Source organism: Aeromicrobium sp. IC_218, from assembly GCF_004336805.1.
Classification (GTDB): domain Bacteria; phylum Actinomycetota; class Actinomycetes; order Propionibacteriales; family Nocardioidaceae; genus Aeromicrobium.
On the sequence record NZ_SJXM01000023.1, the window covers coordinates 1 to 15,606 of the forward strand.

Below are 15,606 nucleotides of genomic sequence, written 5' to 3' on the forward strand. Positions count from 1 at the left end.
GTCCCCGTCCGCCCCGTCCCCGTCCGCCATCGCCCCGGCCGACGTCACGCCCACGGACGCCCTGCGGGGTCTGGAGCGGCGCCACGACGCGCGGCTGGGCCTCGTCGCCGTCGACACCGGGTCCGGCGCCGTCGTCGCCCACCGCGCGGACGAGCGGTTCGCCCACGCGTCGACGAGCAAGCTCCTGCTCGCCGCCGCCGTGCTGGAGCGCCGGGGCGTCGACGGGATGCAGGAGCGGGTGCGCGTGCCGACGGCGACGGTGCCGCACTCGCCGGCCACGCAGTCGCGGGCCGGCGGCACCATGACCTGGTCCGAGGTGCTGGACGCCGCGCTGCGGCTCAGCGACAACACCGCCGCGAACCTCCTGGCCGAGGACGTCGGCGGCCCGTCCGGCGTCACCGGCGTCCTGCGCGGCTGGGGCGACGACGTGACGCGGGTCGACCGGCTCGAGCCCGACCTCAACACCGCGGAGCCGGGCGACGAGCGCGACACGTCCACGCCCCGCGCCCTGGCCGAGCACGTCCGCGCGCTCGTCCTCGGCGACCGGCTGCCGACCGATGCGCGGGACCGGCTCGTGGACCGGATGCGCGCGAGCACCACCGGCGCCGACCTGGTCCGGGCCGGCGTGCCGGACGGCTGGACGGTCGCCGACCGGTCGGGCGGTGCGGCGTACGGGTCGCGGCACGATCTGGCCGTCGTGTGGCCGCCCGAGGGCGCGCCGATCGTCCTGGCGGTCATGACGTCGCGGGACGCCGAGGACGCGCAGGGGCGGGACGCCCTGGTCGCCGAGGCCACCCGCACGGCGGTCGACGCGCTCGCCGGGCGGTAGACGCGTCCCGCCCGCGGAAGCGCGTCGGGTCTTTGCGGACGCATGTCACGGGGCGGGGATACCCTGGCCAGACGTGCCGTCCTCCCGGGGTCGCCCCCGGGGTCTGCCCGGTGCCGTCGGCTCGCGGCCGGGTGCAGCATGGGCGGTGACGGACGGGCAGGGAGGACGAGGATGGCGGTCGACGCGCGCAGCAGCCTGCGGTCGGCGCGCACGCACCTGGGGCGCGGCGCGCGCGAGTTCGCGCTGCTGGCCGTGCTGTACGTCGCCTACAGCGCCTCGCGCACCCTCGCCTCCGACGACGCGACCGCCGCGCACGAGCGCGCCCTCGACATCCTGCAGCTGGAGCGGGCCATCGGCCTGGACTGGGAGCACGCGATCAACCAGGTCTTCGTGCACACCGAGTGGATCGGCGTCGCGTCGAGCTTCTTCTACGCCACGACGCACTACGTCGTCACGGTCGTCGTGCTGGTGTGGCTGTACCTGCGCCGGCCCACCGAGTACCTGCTGGCCCGGCGGGCCATCGTCGCGGCGTCCGTGCTCGGCCTGGCCTGCTACCTGCTCATGCCGACCGCGCCGCCGCGCCTGGTCGGCGCCCCGTACGTCGACGTGCTCGCCATGAACTCGTCCGTGGGCTGGTGGGGCGCCGACGCGTCCGCCCCGCGCGGGCTCGGCCACCTCACCAACGAGCTCGCCGCGTTCCCCTCGCTGCACGCCGGGTGGGCGCTGTGGGCGGCCATCGCGCTGTGGCGGGCCGGGGTCCCGGCCGTCGTCCGCTACGGCGCGGCCGTCTACGCGGTGCTCATGTCGGTCAACATCATCGGCACCGGCAACCACTGGGTGCTGGACGCGGTCGTCGGCTGCGCGCTCGTCGCGGTCACCTACTGGGCGGTCGTGGCCCTGGCCGCCCGGCACCAGGTGCGGGCGGTCGCGCGCGACGCCGTCCCGACCGTGGTGCCGCGTCCGTGACGCGGCTGCGGGTCGGCGTCGTCTCCGACACCCACGCGCCGCGGTTCTGGAAGGCGTGCCCGCCGCGGGTGCGTGAGGTGCTCGACGGCAGCGACGTCATCCTGCACGCCGGCGACGTGTGCCTGCCCGGGGTGCTCGACGAGCTGGCGCAGATCGCGCCGGTGCACGTCGTGCTGGGCAACAACGACGGCCCGGAGGTCGCGGCCTGGGGTGGGGGAGTGCCCGAGACGCTCGAGCTCGACCTCGCCGGGCTGCCGGTGGCGATGATCCACGACAGCGGGCAGAAGGCTGGGCGCCTGAACCGGATGCGGCGGTGCTTCCCCGACGCTCGGCTCGTGGTGTTCGGTCACTCGCACATCCCGTGGGACGACGCCGCGGACGACGGGTTCCGCGTGTTCAACCCGGGCTCGCCGACCGACAAGCGGCGTCAGCCGCACGGCACCGTGGGTCTGCTGGAGGTCGACGGCGGCGAGCTCGTGTCGGCCCGGGTCGTCCCGGTCACCTGAGGAACGACGAACGCCCCGGCTCGAGGAGCCGGGGCGTCGTGCTGGCGGAGGATAGGGGATTCGAACCCCTGAGGGCGTTAACCCAACCCGCGTTCCAGGCGAGCGCACTAGGCCACTATGCGAATCCTCCGTGGACGAGGGTACCGGTCCCGCCCCGGCTTCGTCACAACGGGTGGCACCTGGCTAGGATGGGGCCAACCCCTCACGCGGCGGCATCTGGCCCAACTCCCCCAGGGCAGGAATGCAGCAAGGGTAAGCAAGCTCTGCCGGGTGCGTGAGGGGCCTTTCCATGTCCGGACCCGGACGACGCGCGCGCCCGCTCAGCCGGCGACGGCGCAGTCGCGGCCGGCGTCCTTGGCCCGGTACAGCGCCTCGTCCGCGCGGGCGACCACGGTCTCGAGCGGCTCGCCCCGACGCCACTGCGTGTAGCCCACCGAGCAGGTCTGGCCGCGCGGGACGCCCCCGCGTACGGCGTCGACGATCTCCTGCGCGCGGTCGGCCGGGCAGTCGTCCAGGACGAGCACGAACTCCTCGCCGCCCCAGCGTCCGGCCAGGTCGCCGCGGCGGATGGTGGCGCGGATGCGTCCGGCGAAGGTGCGCAGCAGGTCGTCGCCGGCCAGGTGGCCGTGGGTGTCGTTGAACCGCTTGAACAGGTCCAGGTCGAGGATGACGACGGTCAGCGGGGTGCCGTCGGCGGTGGCGCGCTCGGTCAGCTGGGCGAAGCGCAGGGCGAGGTCGCGGCGGTTCGAGAGGCCGGTCAGCGGGTCGCGCGAGGCCATCTCCTGCAGCTGGTGGCGCAGTCGCTCACCGGCGAGGGCGGCGGCCATCTCGGCGGCGATGACCTCGAGGACGTCGTCGATCCTCTCCGGGCGGCCGTCCTGGTCGTTCCGCCAGGCGATCGTGATGACCGCCTGGGTCTGGCCGTCGACGACGACCGGGTGCCAGGCCATGGCCTGCGCGGGCGACTCCAGCACCGCCGGGGCGATGGGGCCGTCCGTGCGGACGAGGGGCTGGCCCGTCTGCCAGACCGACCGCAGCGACGTCGTGATCATCGCGTCGGGCACGGTCTGGCGCTCCAGCACCCCGTCACGAAGCATCACCACGCTCCAGCTGCCGGCGCCGCCCTTCTCGACGATGCCCACCAGGCTGCTGCCGACGAGCGCGGACACGCCTTCGAGCACGACGTGGCGCGGGTCGTCGCCCGTGGACGCCGCCCGGGCGACCGCGGCGGACGCGGCCAGCACCTGCTGGGACCGCTCGGCCTGCAGCTCGGCGTGCTTGCGGGCGGTGACGTCCTGGATGTAGCCCAGGGTCCAGCGCCGCTGGTTGTCGCCCGGCACCTGGACGAACGACAGCCAGGCCCAGCGCTCGGTGCCGTCGGGCAGCAGGTAGCGCTGCTCGAGCTGCTCGGGGGCCTTGCCGGAGTCGGCGCTCCACACGGGCAGCTCGTCGCCGGTGTCGAGGACGGCCAGGGCGCTGAGCCCGATGATCCGGTCGCGCGAGACCTGCGACATCTCGACCAGCCGCTCGTTCACCTCGACGAAGCGGTTCTCGTCGTCCAGCAGCGCGATGCCCACGGGGCTGGCCTCGAACAGCTGGGTGAAGCGGCGCAGGCTGTCGGACAGCTGCTCCTTCACTTGCACGAGGTCGGCCCGTTCACGACGCAGCGTGGCCTTCTCGCGGCGCAGCGCGTCCAGCAGTCGCGAGGGGAACTCGGCCAGCGCCACCCACACGGCGATCAGCACGCCCATGCGGGCGACGGTCTGGGCCGGCGGGGTGTCCAGCACGACGAGCAGCATGACGATGCCGAGCGGCAGCAGGAGCAGCGAACGCTTCGGCGGCAGGGTCAGGCCGGCGAACAGGAAGGCGAAGGTCGTGGCGCCGACGGTGGTCTGCGTCGACTGCGGCGCGATGAACGACAGCGCCATCATGCCGACCAGGCCCCACACCGACCAGGTCGCCAGCCAGGCGCGGGGACGCAGGTCCTTGACCACCTGCAGCAGCACGAGCAGGCCGGTGACGTAGCCGGCGAGCGCCAGCAGGACGTCCGTGCCCATCTCGCCGGTGCTGAACGACGCGAGCGCGCACAGGGTGCCGATGACCGCGGCGGTGGTCGCGCCGTGCCGGTGCCAGGACGCGTAGCGTCCCGTGTCGGTCACGAGGCCGCTCCCGTCGCGAGGACGCTGGGACGTCCGAGCAGGTATCCCTGCCCGAGCTGCACCCCCAGCGACACGAGGCAGGCGAGGTCCTCGGGCGTCTCGATGCCCTCGGCCACGACGCGGGCGCCGATGCGCTCGGCGAACGAGCACACCGCCGAGACGAGCGCCTGACGGGCGTCGTCGCTGTGGACGCTCTGGACGAGCGAGAGGTCGAGCTTCACCAGGTCTGGCTCCACCGCGAGCGCGTGACGCAGGCTGGAGTAGCCCGAGCCCGTGTCGTCCACAGCCACGAGGGCGCCGCTCGCGCGCAGGTGGGTGAGCACCTCGCCGAGGCGGTCGTAGTCCTCGACCGGCTGCTGCTCGGTGATCTCCAGGATCAGGCGCTGCCAGGGGAGCCGCTCGGCCCAGGCCAGGAACGTCGGCTGGAGCAGGGTCTCCGACGACAGGTTGATCGAGAGCCGGCCCTTCACGTGCGGCACCAGCTCGAGCGCCCGCTCGACCGTGGCGCGCTCCAGCACGGGGCCGACGCCGCCGACCGTCGCGTCGTGGAACCAGGCCGAGGTGGGCTTGTCGCTGCCCGGGAAGCGGGTGAGCGCCTCGTGGCCGACCACCATGCCGGTCTGCAGGTGGACGAGCGGCTGCAGGACGACCTGCAGCGCGCCGCGGGCCACGACGTCGTGGACCTCGTCGACGACGTGCGGTCCGGCGTCCTGGGCCTCCTCGGCGAGCAGCACGTCCAGCAGCGTCTCGCCCAGGCTGTGCAGCGTCGCGAGCACGTCCTCGCCCAGGTCGGGGCGGGCGTCGGCGGCGGTGACCGAGAGCGTGCCCCACGGACGTCCGTCGGCGGTGGTGAGCAGCACGGCGGCCAGCGACCCGATCGGCAGGTCCCACTGCTGGGCCAGCCGCGCCAGGTGCTCGTCCTGGGCCGCGTCGGGGACGAGCAGGGCGGGCGCCACCCGGTCGCACGCGCACTCGGCGCGCACGTGGGTCAGGCCGGTGCGGGTGCGGACGCGGTGGGCCACCGAGACGTTGCGGACCCGGCACACCGGCCCGTCGAAGCGCGAGACCGACGCGTGGTCCATGCCGAGCTGCCGACGAGCCAGGTGCAGCAGCGCGTCGACGCCGCTGAACGTCGCGACCGGACCGACCGGCCAGGCGTCACCCGTCACGTCGTCCTCCCTGACTGTGTGTGGCGCCCACACCATAGACCGGGAACACGGGCGAAGGGGCCGGTTCGGCGAATCAGGGCATGGGCTCCACGACGCCGTGGTCGCTCACGGACGCGGCGAGGTGGCGCAGGTGGTCGCTGCCGTCGCCGAGCAGGTGGTCGATCGCCGTGAGCCGCGCCGTGTAGTGACCGACCGAGTACTCGGCGGTCATGCCGATGCCGCCGTGCAGCTGGATCGCCTCCTGGCCGACGTGCCGGCCCGCCTTGCTGACCTGGAACGCCGCCCGGCGCGCCGCCTCGGGCGCGCGCTCGGGCTCGTCGGCCAGGACGAGCGTCGCCCAGGCCGCCGCGCTGCGGGCGAGCTCGAGCGAGACGTACATGTCGGCGGCCCGGAAGGTGAGGGCCTGGAACGTCTTGAGCGGCACGCCGAACTGCTTGCGCGTCCGCAGGTACTCCGACGTCGTCTCCAGCGCCGTCGCCATGGCGCCCACCGACTCGTGGGCGTAGGCCACGCGGGCGGCGGCGAGGGCCGCCTCCAGGGCCGCGGTCGCGTCGGCGCCCGGCTCGCCCAGGGGCTCGGCCGGCGTGCTGATGAACCGCACGTGGGCGGCGCGGCTGCCGTCGAACGTCCGGTAGCCGGTGCGCTCCAGGCCCCCGGCGTCGGCGCGGACGACGAACAGCGCCGTGCGTCCCTCGACGGCCGCGGTGACCAGCAGGACGTCGGCCCGGGCGCCGTGGAGCACGGGCTCCTTGACGCCGTCGAGCGTCCAGCCGTCGCCGCTGCGGGTGGCGGTGACGTCGGGCGCTCCCGCCGACCAGTGCCGGCCGGGCTCGAGGTGGGCCAGGGCGAGCAGGGACTCGCCGGCCGCGAGGCCGCCGATGAGCTCGGCGCGCTGCTCGGCGGTGCCCTGTGCGGCGACCAGGCCGCCGGCCAGGACGACCGCCTCGACGAACGGCTCGGGGGCCAGGACGCGTCCGACCTCCTCGGCCACGACCATCACCTCCGCCGGGCCGGCGCCCACGCCGCCGTCCTCCTCGGCGAAGGGCAGGGCGAGGACGCCCATGTCGGCCAGTCGCGACCAGGTCTTCTCGTCGAAGCCGGGGTCGGACGCGGTCGCGTCACGACGGGCGTCGATCGAGCCGTACGCCTTGCCCAGCAGGCCGCGCACGGCGTCGCGCAGCGCGAGCTGCTCGGAGTCCAGGGTGAAGTCCATGTCCGTCCCGTCTCAGAGTCCGAGGATGGTGCCGGCGATGATCTGCCGCTGCACCTCGTTGGAGCCGCCGTAGATGGAGGCCTTGCGGTAGTTGAGGTACTGCGGCGCCGAGACCCGGGCCCAGTGCGGCACCTGCGAGCCGTCGGCGGCGCCGGAGGCGACCACGTCGGGGCCGGCCAGGTCGACGAACAGCTCGGTGACCGCCTGCTGCAGCACGGTGCCCTGCAGCTTGAGCACCGACGACGCCGGGTGCGGCTTGCCGTCGGCGGAGTGGGCGGCGACGCGCAGGGCGGTCAGCTCGAGTGCGAGCAGGTCGTTCTCGAGCTCGGCGACGCGGGCGGCGACCAGCGGGTCGTCCAGCAGCGTGCCGGACGACGTGCGGATCTCGCGGGCGTGCTCCTTGGCCTGGGCGAGCAGGCGCTTGCTGGAGCCGACCGGGGCGACGCCGACGCGCTCGTTGCCGAGCAGGAACTTGGCGTACGTCCAGCCGGCGTTCTCCTCGCCGACGAGGTTCTCGGCCGGGACGCGGACGTCCTCGAACCACACCTCGTTGACCTCGTGGCCACCGTCGATCAGCTCGATGGGACGCACGGTGAGGCCGGGCGTGGTCATGTCGATGAGCAGCATCGAGATGCCGGCCTGCTTCTTGGGCGCGTCGGGGTTCGTGCGCACCAGCGTGAAGATCCAGTCGCCGTACTGGCCCAGCGTCGTCCAGGTCTTCTGGCCGTTGACGACGTAGTGGTCGCCGTCGCGCACCGCGGTGGTGCGCAGCGAGGCCAGGTCCGAGCCCGCGTCGGGCTCGGAGAAGCCCTGCGACCACCAGATGTCGAGGTTCGCGGTGGCGGGCAGGAACCGCTCCTTGATCTCCTGGCTGCCGAAGGCGGCGATGACCGGGCCGATCATGCTGGCGTTGAACGCCAGCGGCGCGGGCACGCAGGCCAGCTGCATCTCCTCGTGCCAGATGTGGCGCTGCAGGTTCGTCCAGTCCTTGCCGCCCCACTCGACCGGCCAGCCGGGCACGGCGAGACCGCCGGCGTTCAGGACGCGCTGGGCCTGGACGATGTCGTCCTTGGTCAGCTCGCGTCGGTCCCGCACCTTGTCGCGGATCTCCTGGGGGACCTGGGTCGTGAAGAACTCGCGCATCTCGTCGCGGAACGCCACGTCCTGGTCGGACAGCCTCAGTCGCATGCAACCCTCCTGTGGTCCCGCCCTTGCTATCACGCGGCGGGGTCGGGGGTCACGGTCGGTGGACGCCTAGCGGGACGCGGCCCCGTCGTCGTCGGCCTCGGGGAACGAGGGGGAGCCCAGCACGTACTGCCCGAGCAGGCCGTGCGGCGCGCGCTCGGGCTCGGGCGGACGCGGCGTCATGCGTCCCTCGGCGGTGTCCCAGAACGCGTCGACCCGGCGCAGCACCAGGCGGGCGACCCACCCCGAGGCCCCGCGGTGCGGCAGGTAGGGGTGGACGCGGGTCGGGGCGTGGGCCTCGGTGCCCTCCAGGCGGGACGCCAGGCGGCTGAGCTGGGCGCCGGTGAGGTGCTCGGCAAGCGTCTCGACGAGCTGGAACTCCAGGCGTCGGTGCTCGACGAGCGCGACGTCGACGTCGTGCCAGACGGACGTCCAGGTGCGCCGCGAGCGCTGCACGGAGCCGTACTCGAGCGCCTTGACGGTGGCCAGCGCGACCTCGAGCCGACGGGCGGCGGCGAGGTAGTCGTGGGTGAGCCGCGCACCGTCCGGCAGCTGGTGGCGCACCTGGCTCAGCAGCACGGCGTCGACCGCGTTGAGGTGCCGGGCGGCCGCCTGCAGGAAGGTGTCGATGCGCTCGTAGCCCTTGCGTGGCTCACCGGGCGTCGGGGTCATGTCGCTGGCGTGGTCGAGGCCGGCCGCCAGCCGTTCGTGGGTCGTCAGCACGGTGCTGGAGAGGACGTCCATGGGACTCACCCGATTTCTGTGGTCGTCCCATCGTGCGCCCGCCCGGGCGCCGCGGCAAGACCGTCAGGCGGCGTTGTTGCGGCGGCGCCGGCGGGTGGGCTTGAGCGGTCCCACGAGACGCGGACCGGCCAGGCGCTGCTCGACCTTGCGGGCCTCGCGGCGCAGCGGCTGGGCGACGTACTCGCCGAACAGCACGCCGGACGCCAGCGCGAGCGCGACGGCCGCGGCGGTGACCAGGCCGACGATGCCGTTGTAGGCGTCGCCCTCGGCCATGAGCGCCAGCCCGCGGTAGATCGACAGGCCGGGCAGGATCGGCACGATCGCCGAGACGACCACGACGAGCGGGGGCACGCGGGCCCACGCGGCGGCGCCGAAGCTCACCAGGCCGACGGCGACGGCGGCGATGCCGACCGCCCAGAGCCGGCCCAGGTCGCTGAGCAGGTAGGTGAGGCCGGCGGCGATCGCGGCGACCCCGGCGATCGGGGCGAGCGAGCGCCACGGGGCGTACGCCGAGCAGGCGAACGCCGCCGCGCACACCGCGCCGCCCAGCACGACGCCGGCGAGCCGGGCCAGGTCGGACGCGCCGGGCTGCACCATGAGGTCGATGCCCAGCCAGGACGCGATCGACAGGCCGCCGGAGACGCCGACGATGATGCCCGCCGTGGCGATGAGCACCTCCAGGATGCGGGCGGTGGCGGTGAGCGGGAACCCGGTCAGCGCGTCCTGCACGGCACCGATGAAGCCCAGGCCGGCCAGCAGCATGATGATCGAGGCCGTCACCACGATCGACGAGCTCACCGGCAGGTGGCTCGCCCCCGCGGCGACCGCGATGAGCGTGGCCAGCAGGCCACCGGCGATCTGCTGGTAGAAGAACGGCAGCCGCAGGCGCTCCATCCACCGCTGCAGCACCTCGACCAGGGCCGAGGCGAGGAAGGCGATGATCCACACGACCCAGGTGCCGCCGAGCAGGGCGGCGACGCCGGCGCCGGTGAAGCCGTAGGCCAGCGTGATCGACCAGCGTGGTCGTCCGTGGCCGGTCGAGGCGATGTGCAGGATGCGCGCCCGCGCCTCGTCGAGGTCGACCCGGTCGGCGACGAGGTCGCGCACGAGCTTGTCGACGAGGGTCAGGTCGCCGTAGTCGATCGTCCGGTACGTCACGTGACGCACGCGGGACTGCGGTGGGTCCTCCCACCGCTCCTGGTACGAGATCGTCAGCGTCGTGAACGTGACGTCCACGACCGCCGAGCGGAGCCCGAAGTGTCGGGTGACCGCGCTCATGGACGCGGTCACGTCGGCGGCGCCGGCTCCGTTGGAGAGCATCATCTCGCCCACGCGCAGGGCGAGGTCGAGCACGGCATGGATCTGCTGCGGGTCGTCGGTGTCGGCCATCGGGCCCCATGGTGCCAGCCGCGGCCACCAGTAGCCTGTCCACGACCACCAGGAGGAACGCATGACCACGTGGCAGCCCGACGTCCTCGGCGACGGATACGTCCAGCACGTCATCGAGCTCGGCCCCGACCCCGACGGCGAGGGCGACGTCCGCGCCGTCCTGGTCAAGCGCGAGCCGCGCGACGGGGAGGTGGTGCGCGGCACCGTCCTGTACGTCCACGGCTTCAGCGACTACTTCTTCCAGCGCGAGATGGCCGACTTCCTGGCCGAGCGCGGGTTCGCGTTCTACGCGCTGGACCTGCGCAAGTGCGGCCGCTCGCGGCTGCCCGGCCAGACCGGCCACTACGTCTCGGACCTGTCGCTGTACGACGCCGAGCTCGACGAGGCGATGCGCGTGGTCGGCGAGGAGAACCCGGCCACGCAGGCGCTGCTGGTCGCCCACTCCACGGGCGGGCTGATCCTGCCGCTGTGGCTGGACCGCCGGAAGCGCCTCCGCGGCGGCAACGACGACGTCAGCGGCCTGGTGCTGAACAGCCCGTGGTTCGACCTGCAGGGCTCGGCCGTGCTGCGCGGCCCGGTCACGCAGGCGCTGCGCATGGGCGCGAAGGCCCGTCCGTTCGCCGTCCTCAAGCTGCCGCCGAGCCAGTACGGCCACTCGCTGCACCGCGGGCACCACGGCGTCTGGGACTTCGACGTCGCGCTCAAGCCGCTCGAGGGCTGCCCGGTCACCGTCGGCTGGCTCAACGCCGTCCGCCGCGGCCACGCCCACCTGCACCGCGGCCTGGACGTCGGCGTGCCGTCGCTGGTGCTGCGCTCGGACGCGACCTACTTCTCCTCGCGCTACTCCGAGCGCATCGACACCGCCGACGCGGTGCTGGACGTCCGCCAGATCGCCCGCTGGTCCGGCTGCCTGGGTGACCGCACGACCGTCGTCCCGGTGCCCCAGGCCCGCCACGACGTCTTCCTGTCGCTCGACGAGCCGCGCAAGCGGGCCTACGACGAGCTCGACACCTGGCTGACGACGTCCGGCCTGCCCGCCTGAGACAGGCTCAGCCGGCGGTCCGCTCCTTGAGCTTGTCGAAAGGAGCCTTCGACAAGCTCGGGCAGCGGCGGTCACGCCGGTTCGAGTGCCCTCGGTCGGTGCTGGACGTGGCGGGCGTGGCGCAGGGGCCGCTGCTGTGGGTCGATCCGGGGTGGCGGGATCACTTCGACGACGCCGTCGTGACTGAGCCTGGCCGACCAGTCGGAGTCGTGGAGCAGGTGGTGGTGGAAGAAGCAGAACAGGGCGCCGTTGTCGATGGACGTGTCGCCCCCTTGCGACCACGGGACGAGGTGGTGGGCCTCGCACCAGCCCGGTGGTCGGTCGCAGCCCTTCCAGGAGCAGCCGCCGTCCCGCTTGGCGAGGACGATGCGTTGGTAGCGGTCGTGGAGGCGCTTCTCGGTGCCGGCGTCGAGGACGCGGGAGTCCCCGTCCAGGACGATCGGGATCAGGTTGGCGTTGCAGGCGAACCGGCGGGCCTGCGAGGCGCTCATCGTGCTGCCCGTGGAGAGGGTCGCCCGGGAGATCCGATCGCGCAGGTCGTCGAGGTCGATGTTGATCGTCACTGTCGCCGCAATGCCGCCGGCCTGCGGGAACGCGTCCTGCGGGAGATGCTCGACGAGCTCGCAGAGGGCCAGGCCCATGCGGCGGGCGTGGTCGAGGCGGCCGATCTCGGCGTCGGAGTGCTCCCCGTCGACGTCGCGGAAGATCGCACCGTCGCGTCGGGGTGAAGCCAAGCCTTCGAGGACGGTCTTGAGCATGTCGGCCTGCACGTCGGGCAGGACCCCGCGGATCGACGAGCGTCCCTTGCCCATGCGGGTGATGGTCAGGTGGGTCTCGTCCCAGGCTTGCTTCTCCTGCCGCTCCAGCTGCGCGCCGATGATCTCGTCCGCCGAGTCGGGGTCGACGACCTCCACGATCCGGTTGGCGAGCCGCCGCAGGTCGTCGGCCCCGAACTCACGAGCGTGCTCCAAGAGGGTCGCCTCGGCGTCGTCGTGCTGCTCGTCGACGAACCACTCCGGCAGGGCGTCGAGCGCCTTGAGGATGATCGAGGCCTGCTCGGTGGTGAGCTGCCCGGCGTCCCAGCGTTCGCGGGTGGCGGCGCCGCGCGTGGGGTCCAGCCGGGTCAGCGAGACCAGCTTCGACGCCTCGCGCTTCGAGACGTTCGTGGTGCTCGCTAGCCAGGCAGTCGGAGAGGTGCAGCCGTCCTCACGTGGGAGACCCCGGTCCGCCGCTGCCGCCGTCAGCTTCACCGTCAAGGCTTGGAGCGCGGCTGCAGCCTGGGCGGCGGCCTGCAGCTCGGCCCGGATCTCGCGGTCGGTCAGCGTCCACGGTTCGAGCGTGCTGGATTCCTCCAGCAGTGCCTGAACCTGGTCGCTGATCATCCGAACCCCCGTGTCGAACGTTTGTTCTAGTCTACCGCGGGACGGCGACAGGAACAACGCGATATCCACTGGGATGCCCGGCATTTTCGGGACTTTGAGAAGTTCCTTTCGACAAGCTCAAGCAGCGGGACTCGGGCGAGCCGACGAACCAGCCCGCGCACCCACCCAACCGCCTCGTCATCAGCCCCTCGGGCGACCACGTAGCCAAGGCTCCTTTCGACAAGCTCAAGGAGCGGGCTCGGGCGAGCCGACAAGCCGACCCGCGCACGCACCCAACCGCCTCGTCATCAGCCCCTCGGGCGCCCACGCACAGAAGCGACGCTTCGACAGGCTCAGCGAGCGAGGTTGCGAGAGGACCTTCTGAAAGGCGGAACCGGGCCGAGCGGGGCAGGGTAGGAGGGGTCCGACCCGATCCTGGAGGTGCCCGTCCGGATGAGCCTGCTGTCCCGTTTCCGCAAGAAGAACGAGGTCGACCGGCACGCCGCCGAGGCGGAGCCGGAGGAGCGGTACGCGGAGAACGCGCCCGACCCGGACGACCCCCGCAAGCCCTCGTCCCCGATGGACCTGCAGAAGCGCTCGTGGGGCTACGTCGGCCGCAAGGTCATGCGTGAGTTCTCCGCCGACCAGGGCACCGACCTCGCGGCTGCGCTGACCTACTACTCCGTGCTCGCGCTGTTCCCCGGCGCGATCGCGCTGTTCTCGCTCCTCGGGGTCCTGGGCCAGGGCCAGCAGACGGCCGACGAGGTCGTGAAGGTCATCGGCCAGGTCGCGCCGCAGTCGGTCGTCGACTCCGTCCAGCCCACGATCGAGTCGTTCGCGACCGCGCCCGGTGCCGGTCTCGCCCTGGTCATCGGTGTCCTGGGCGCCCTGTGGTCGGCGTCCGGGTACGTCGGCGCGTTCAGCCGTGCGATGAACCGGGTGTACGAGATCGAGGAGGGGCGGCCGATCTGGAAGCTCCGCCCGGTCATGCTGGTGGTCACGCTGATCGCGGTCGTCCTGTGCGCCCTCGCCCTGCTGGCGCTCGTGCTGACCGGCCCGGTGGCCGAGGCGGTCGGCGACTTCATCGGCCTGGGCGACACCGCGGTCCTGGTCTGGCAGATCGCCAAGTGGCCGGTGCTGCTGGTCGTCGTGGTCGTGATCGTCGCGATCCTCTACTACGCGACGCCGAACGTGAAGCAGCCGAAGTTCCGCTGGATCAGCGTCGGCGCCCTGGTGGCGATCCTGTCCTGGATCGTGCTGTCGGCCGCCTTCGGCCTCTACCTGGCCACGTTCGCGTCCTACAACAAGACGTACGGCTCGCTGGCCGGCGCCGTCATCTTCCTGCTGTGGCTGTGGCTGACCAACATCGCGCTGCTGCTGGGCGCCGAGATCGACGCCGAGCTCGAGCGTACCCGCGAGCTGCAGGCCGGGCTGCCCGCCGAGGAGCAGATCCAGCTGCCGCCGCGCGACACCCGCAACATCGAGAAGGCCGCCGAGAAGGAGCTCGAGGACGTCGAGGCCGGCCGCGCCATCCGCGAGCACGCTGCCGCGGAGGCCGAGAAGGACGCCCACCGGGAGTCGCGCCACCGGGAGTGACCCGGGCCGGCCACCGTCCCTGGCCTGGTGTCGGGGGCGGTGGCTAGGGTTCCGGTGTGGACGCCCCCCTCGCTCTGTACCGCCGCTACCGGCCCGAGTCGTTCGCCGAGGTGATCGGGCAGGACCACGTCACCGAGCCGCTGCGCCAGGCGCTGGCCAACAACCGGGTGAACCACGCCTACCTGTTCTCGGGGCCGCGCGGCTGCGGCAAGACCACCAGCGCCCGCATCCTGGCGCGCACGCTGAACTGTGAGAAGGCGCCGGTCGCCGAGCCGTGCGGCGAGTGCCAGAGCTGCCGCGACCTGGCCCGCGGCGGGCCCGGCAGCATCGACGTCATCGAGATCGACGCGGCCAGCCACGGTGGTGTCGACGACGCCCGCGACATCCGCGAGCGGGCCTTCTTCTCGCCGGTCTCCAGCCGCTACAAGGTCTACATCATCGACGAGGCCCACATGGTCTCGCCGCAGGGCTTCAACGCGCTGCTCAAGCTCGTCGAGGAGCCGCCGCCGCACCTGAAGTTCATCTTCGCCACGACCGAGCCCGACAAGGTCATCGGCACCATCCGGTCGCGCACGCACCACTACCCGTTCCGGCTCGTGCCGCCGCGCACGCTGGCCGACTACCTGCGCAAGCTGTGCGAGGCCGAGGGCGTCGCGCTCGACCCCAAGGCGCTGCCGCTGGTCGTCCGCGCCGGCGGAGGCTCGGTGCGCGACACGCTGAGCATCCTCGACCAGCTGCTCGGCGGCTCCGGCCCCGAGGGCGTCACCTACGAGCTCGCGGTCGCGCTGCTGGGCTACACGCCCGACGCGCTGCTCGACGAGGTGGCCGACGCGCTGGCCGCGCACGACGGCGCCTCGGTGTTCGGCGTCGTCGACAAGGTGGTCGAGACCGGGCAGGACCCGCGCCGTTTCGCCGAGGACCTGCTCCAGCGGCTGCGCGACCTCATCGTCGTCTCGGCCGTGCCGGACGCGCTGACGTCCGGCCTGCTCGACGTGCCGCAGGACCTCGGCGAGCGCCTGCAGGGGCAGGCCAGCCGGTTCGGCAAGGCCGAGCTCGCGCGAGCCGCCGACATCGTCAACGCCGGCCTGCTCGAGTTCCGCGGCGCCACGGCTCCGCGCGTGCTGCTCGAGATCATGTGCGCGCGCATCCTGCTGCCCGGCGCCGACCACAGCGTCGAGGGCGTCCACGCGCGGCTCGACCGGCTCGAGCGCCGGCTCTCGATCGACCCGGGTGCGGCGGCTCCGGCCCCCGTGGCCGCGTCCCGTCCGGCCGTCCCCGTCGAGGCGCCGGCGGCTCCGGTCGCCGCCGTCCCCGCGCCGGCCCCGGCCCCGGCCCCGGCCGCTCCGCAGGCCCAGGCCCCGGCTGCTCCGCAGCCGCAGGTGCCCGAGACCGAGCGTCCCGCCGCGGCGGCGCAGTGGGGCGCGCCCGCCGCGTCGGCGGCCCCGGA

The 15,606-nt window shown here is 73.2% G+C and carries 13 protein-coding genes, 1 tRNA gene and 1 other RNA gene; 7 read left to right on the forward strand and 8 right to left on the reverse strand.

What is annotated here, in order from left to right:
- The 3 genes from bla to E0W78_RS16260 all read left to right on the forward strand — a co-directional run.
- Positions 1–829 (forward strand): class A beta-lactamase (gene bla / locus E0W78_RS16250; RefSeq protein WP_131404984.1); only part of this gene is annotated, 829 nt, incomplete at its 5' end.
- 171 nt (positions 830–1,000) lie between these two features.
- Complete coding sequence (locus E0W78_RS16255) at positions 1,001–1,795, forward strand: phosphatase PAP2 family protein (protein ID WP_165570552.1); 795 nt, start codon at positions 1,001–1,003, stop codon at positions 1,793–1,795.
- Positions 1,792–2,301 carry a metallophosphoesterase family protein gene (locus E0W78_RS16260; protein ID WP_242686393.1) on the forward strand — a complete coding sequence of 170 codons (510 nt, stop codon included), beginning with the start codon at positions 1,792–1,794 and terminating at the stop codon, positions 2,299–2,301. Before E0W78_RS16255 ends, E0W78_RS16260 begins: the two co-directional genes overlap by 4 nt.
- A 42-nt stretch (positions 2,302–2,343) precedes the next feature.
- Here E0W78_RS16260 and E0W78_RS16265 read toward each other — a convergent pair.
- Positions 2,344–2,431, reverse strand: a tRNA-Ser gene (locus E0W78_RS16265).
- A 66-nt stretch (positions 2,432–2,497) separates the two neighbouring features.
- On the opposite strand from E0W78_RS16265, the gene ffs reads away from it, so the two are divergent.
- Positions 2,498–2,588: signal recognition particle sRNA small type (gene ffs, locus E0W78_RS16270), an RNA gene on the forward strand.
- 33 nt (positions 2,589–2,621) lie between these two features.
- On the opposite strand, the gene E0W78_RS16275 is transcribed toward ffs, so the two are convergent.
- The 6 genes from E0W78_RS16275 to E0W78_RS16300 form a co-directional block, all read right to left on the reverse strand.
- Positions 2,622–4,460, reverse strand: coding sequence for a sensor domain-containing diguanylate cyclase (locus tag E0W78_RS16275; RefSeq protein ID WP_131404986.1), 1,839 nt, complete (start codon positions 4,458–4,460; stop codon positions 2,622–2,624).
- Positions 4,457–5,629 (reverse strand): EAL domain-containing protein, encoded by a 1,173-nt coding sequence (locus E0W78_RS16280; RefSeq protein ID WP_165570553.1) that lies wholly within the window; start codon positions 5,627–5,629, stop codon positions 4,457–4,459. The genes E0W78_RS16275 and E0W78_RS16280 overlap by 4 nt, the downstream gene beginning before the upstream one ends.
- 73 nt (positions 5,630–5,702) lie before the next feature.
- Positions 5,703–6,842, reverse strand: a complete 1,140-nt coding sequence (locus E0W78_RS16285; protein WP_131404988.1) for an acyl-CoA dehydrogenase family protein — start codon at positions 6,840–6,842, stop codon at positions 5,703–5,705.
- Positions 6,843–6,854: 12 nt separating this feature from the next.
- Positions 6,855–8,030 (reverse strand): acyl-CoA dehydrogenase family protein, encoded by a 1,176-nt coding sequence (locus tag E0W78_RS16290; protein ID WP_131404989.1) that lies wholly within the window; start codon positions 8,028–8,030, stop codon positions 6,855–6,857.
- A 66-nt stretch (positions 8,031–8,096) separates the two neighbouring features.
- The gene (locus tag E0W78_RS16295; protein WP_131404990.1) at positions 8,097–8,771 is read right to left on the reverse strand and encodes a hypothetical protein; all 675 of its coding nucleotides are present in this window, start codon (positions 8,769–8,771) and stop codon (positions 8,097–8,099) included.
- A 63-nt stretch (positions 8,772–8,834) separates the two neighbouring features.
- Positions 8,835–10,160 carry a threonine/serine exporter family protein gene (locus tag E0W78_RS16300; protein WP_131404991.1) on the reverse strand — a complete coding sequence of 442 codons (1,326 nt, stop codon included), beginning with the start codon at positions 10,158–10,160 and terminating at the stop codon, positions 8,835–8,837.
- Between the two features lie 61 nt (positions 10,161–10,221).
- Here E0W78_RS16300 and E0W78_RS16305 point away from each other — a divergent pair, with 61 nt between their 5' ends.
- On the forward strand, positions 10,222–11,202 hold the full coding sequence (locus E0W78_RS16305; protein WP_131404992.1) for an alpha/beta hydrolase: 981 nt from the start codon (positions 10,222–10,224) through the stop codon (positions 11,200–11,202).
- A 71-nt stretch (positions 11,203–11,273) separates the two neighbouring features.
- On the opposite strand, the gene E0W78_RS16310 is transcribed toward E0W78_RS16305, so the two are convergent.
- A complete protein-coding gene (locus E0W78_RS16310) occupies positions 11,274–12,584 on the reverse strand; it encodes an HNH endonuclease signature motif containing protein (RefSeq protein WP_165570554.1) in 1,311 nt (436 codons plus the stop codon).
- 432 nt (positions 12,585–13,016) lie between these two features.
- Here E0W78_RS16310 and E0W78_RS16315 point away from each other — a divergent pair, with 432 nt between their 5' ends.
- Together E0W78_RS16315 and E0W78_RS16320 are read left to right on the forward strand one after the other, a co-directional pair.
- Positions 13,017–14,159: a YihY/virulence factor BrkB family protein gene (locus E0W78_RS16315; protein WP_207392800.1), complete on the forward strand. Its 1,143-nt coding sequence runs from the start codon at positions 13,017–13,019 to the stop codon at positions 14,157–14,159.
- Between the two features lie 56 nt (positions 14,160–14,215).
- A partial coding sequence (locus E0W78_RS16320) for a DNA polymerase III subunit gamma and tau (protein ID WP_131404994.1) occupies positions 14,216–15,606 on the forward strand: 1,391 nt, incomplete at its 3' end.